Annotated in this window: 3 protein-coding genes; 2 read left to right on the top strand and 1 reads right to left on the bottom strand. The window is 62.6% G+C overall.

Annotation, left to right across the window (positions count from 1 at the left end):
- Positions 1 to 101: 101 nt before the first annotated feature.
- Entirely contained in the window at positions 102 to 524 is a 423-nt protein-coding gene (locus SYN63AY4M2_RS13580) for a ferredoxin (RefSeq protein WP_011429236.1), read from the top strand.
- Here SYN63AY4M2_RS13580 and SYN63AY4M2_RS13575 read toward each other — a convergent pair.
- A complete protein-coding gene (locus SYN63AY4M2_RS13575) occupies positions 512 to 1,144 on the bottom strand; it encodes a lysophospholipid acyltransferase family protein (RefSeq protein ID WP_011429237.1) in 633 nt (210 codons plus the stop codon). The two genes, SYN63AY4M2_RS13580 and SYN63AY4M2_RS13575, sit on opposite strands and share 13 nt — an antisense overlap.
- A 328-nt stretch (positions 1,145 to 1,472) precedes the next feature.
- On the opposite strand from SYN63AY4M2_RS13575, the gene SYN63AY4M2_RS14485 reads away from it, so the two are divergent.
- On the top strand, positions 1,473 to 1,554 hold an 82-nt coding region (locus SYN63AY4M2_RS14485; protein ID WP_346426070.1), incomplete at its 3' end, for a helix-turn-helix domain-containing protein.

Genomic DNA, 1,554 nt, shown 5'->3' with positions numbered 1-1,554 from the left:
TCGCGTAGTGACAACGGAAACGGACAGAATGCTATCGCTTCACCGCTGAGCAGTAATGCTCAGCAGTGTTCAGCGTAAATGTATCAGACACGGATCCTCACATGACCCAGCTTTCCGCTCCCCTTCCCACGCCGGCAAGCCCATCTGCAGAACCTCAGCCGGATCCGATTCCGTCTTACCATTGGCATCTGTTCCTCTGCGCCGACCAGACCAAGCCCAAGTGCTGTGAAAAGGCGGTGGGGCTGGAAGCCTGGGAATACCTGAGGCTGCGGATCCAGCAGTTGAACCTGGAGCTGGCGGGCGTGGGCCCTCTGCGCGTCAACCGCACCAAGGCCAATTGTCTGCGGGCCTGCAACTACGGTGTTCCTGGGCCGGTGTTGTTGGTGTACCCCGGCGGGTTCTGGTACCACTCGGCCACGCCGCCGGTGATAGAGCGGGTGCTGCAAGAGCACATCTTGGGGGGAAAGCCGGTGGCCGAGTATCTGGTTGCTCAAGATACTCTGATTGCCCCTCAGCGCCCCTGATCCAGGAGGGCATGGATGGCCTCCACGCAGGCCGCGGTTGCCTGCTGCAGCTCAGCTTTGTCGCTGGAAGCCGGCGGGGGGATCAGCCTGCCGATGCGCACCGTGATGGGGCAAAACAAGCGCGGCCAGCGGGATCCCTTGGGCAGCACCTTCTCGGTGCCCCAGAGGGCTACGGGGAGCAAGGGTGTCTGGGTGCGCGCTGCCACCAAGGCTGCCCCCAGGTGAGGCTGGGGGATGCGGCCATCGGGGGTGCGGGTGCCGTTGAGAAAGATCCCTACCGCCCAGCCCTGGGCCAGGGCTGCCTCTGTGGCCCGCAAGGCGCTGCGATCCGCACCTCCCCTTTTGACCGGGTAAGCCCCGTAGAGCCGGATCACCTGCTTCAGCACCGGCACCTGGAACAGCTCTTCTTTGGCCATGAAGGCTACCGGGCGGCGCACCGCATTGGCCACCAGCGGCGGATCCAAGTGGCTGGCGTGGTTGCTGACGATGATCAGGGATCCGTGGCGCGGCACGTTTTCCTGGCCATAGGTGCGGCCAAAATACAGTCCCCGAAATAAAGGGTTGACCACCAGCCACTTGAGCAGCCAGTAGGCCAACCAATCGCGGCGGCGATAGCCCATCTGGACGATTTCCCAACTTAAGGGTAGCTCCCTCTTGAGTGTAGGGGAAAGGGGGGGATCCCTAAGGACTTTGGAGACAGGTTTTCCGAAGACCTTCACCTAGGGTGGGATGCGGCGAGGGGAGACGCCGGGAAAACGTTGCGCCAAGTTTTAGCTAATCCGCCGTTCGCGCTAGCGGGACGTAGTCCTGGAAGCCCCGCTCTGTACCCCCCTATATCCCAGTCCCCCAGCCCCCCAGTCCCCCCGTATACGGGGGGATATAGGGGGGGCGGGCCGGTCAGAGTCGGGATGAGAGGCGGGAGCGTTCAACAGGTACAATGCATTCATCATGAGAACCGCTTACCAGTACCGCTTGCGCCCTACTGCTAGCCAAGTCGCCCTGATGGGTGAGTGGCTGGAGCTGCTGCGTA

Source organism: Synechococcus sp. 63AY4M2 (assembly GCF_002760475.1).
Taxonomy (GTDB): Bacteria; Cyanobacteriota; Cyanobacteriia; order Thermostichales; family Thermostichaceae; genus Thermostichus.
The sequence above is the reverse complement of the archived record's forward strand: the minus strand, read 5'-3'. Positions and strand labels throughout refer to the sequence as shown.

Coding starts and splice junctions, on each gene's coding strand:
- SYN63AY4M2_RS13580 (WP_011429236.1), top strand. CDS start 102: ATGACCCAGCTTTCCGCTCCCCTTCCCACGCCGGCAAGCCCATCTGCA.
- SYN63AY4M2_RS13575 (WP_011429237.1), bottom strand. CDS start 1,144: ATGGGCTATCGCCGCCGCGATTGGTTGGCCTACTGGCTGCTCAAGTGG.